We start from the raw sequence: 1,382 nt of genomic DNA, 5'->3' as shown, positions 1-1,382 counted from the left end.
AGCGATGGTTCAGCGTGGTTTTCGTGTCAGCGTCATAAGTACGTCGGTCGCGTCGATCGAAGGGGCGGAGATCATTGTGTTGCCCCTCCCTCGGCGAACTTGGGATTGGTTCTTGCGACTGGGTGCTCTGCGACGTGCGGTACGTTCGCTTGCACCAGATATCGTTCATGCGCACTATGTAACTAGCTATGGATTGTGGGGCGCCGCCAGCTCCGGACGGCCCTTGGTACTTACTGCATGGGGTAGTGACATACTTGTTACGCCCCGTCGGAGCCACGCCTTGCGGATTCTGACTGGCTGGATTTTGAGGCAGGCTTCGCTGATTACCGCGGATTCCCGTGATGTTCTAACTGAGATTGCACGGTATCGGCCAAGCGGGTCATTGCACGAGATTTTTTGGGGCGCTGATGTCACGCAGTTCCATCCGAACCCATCAGATCGCCGACCTGGATTTCATGTTGCGAGTATGCGAGCGTGGGAGGCCAACTACCAAATCGATGTAATAGTTGAGGCGTTCTCTAGATTCCTAGCGAAATCTCCACGGTGTGATGCGACGTTACATCTGTTCGGGGGAGGCAGCCAAAAAAAAAGTTTGCACTCTTTGGTCGAGAGGCTTGGGATCAGCAAGCACGTCATCTGGCACGGCCTTCTTCCCCCGCACGCCTTAGCGCACGAACTTGCACTTTGTGATGTATCAATATCGGTCCCCCAGAGTGATGCAACTTCGGTGTCTTTGTTGGAATCGATGGCCTGTTCGTTGCCAGCGATCGTCTCCGACCTTCCCGCAAACCGGCAGTGGATTGATGCTTCTGGAGGCTACGTCGTGCCGGTAGGTGATGTGGATGCCGTGGCCACATCACTTTGCGAGGTTTTTGAGAACCCTGCCATGCGAGAACAAAAGGGCGCATTCAATCGGAAGAAGATTGAAGAAATCGGCTCATCGAATCAACAAATGGATCTGATGGCGGTGCTGTATACCGGTCTTGGTCGGTGTCGAAAAAATGAATGCGTTACATCGGCTTCAGAAAACCGATGAGCTCCTTGAGTTGCAACTCTCGGATGCTGTCTGCATATGTGCAGCGGCGCGAGCTAAGTCAAGCTGATGCTCACTCTACAAGTATGAGACCGGGGTTGTTGTTGTGAGAATTCTCTTGATCAATCACTATGCGGGCTCCCCTCTGCATGGCATGGAATACAGACCCTACTATCTAGCAAGAGAGTGGGTCAGGGCTGGTCATGACGTGTGTGTGGTCGCCGCTTCCCATTCGCATGTGCGCAGAGTGCAGCCGCCGGTGGACGAGGGCGCTGTTGATCAGTTGATTGACGGGATACGCTATTGCTGGCTGCCCACGCCGGCTTATGTGGGAAACGGTGTCAGCCGC

1 protein-coding gene and 1 pseudogene are annotated in these 1,382 nt (G+C 54.3%); both read left to right on the top strand.

The window, feature by feature from the left end; translation table 11 throughout:
• Positions 1 to 4: 4 nt before the first annotated feature.
• Positions 5 to 1,036 (top strand): glycosyltransferase, encoded by a 1,032-nt coding sequence (locus AC04L7_RS18745; protein ID WP_475513709.1) that lies wholly within the window; start codon positions 5 to 7, stop codon positions 1,034 to 1,036.
• Between the two features lie 151 nt (positions 1,037 to 1,187).
• Positions 1,188 to 1,382, top strand: a pseudogene (locus AC04L7_RS18740) (hypothetical protein); the annotation flags it as partial.

The organism is Pseudoxanthomonas sp. LjRoot204_2 (assembly GCF_056175765.1).
This window is presented reverse-complemented; position numbering and strand designations above follow the sequence as displayed.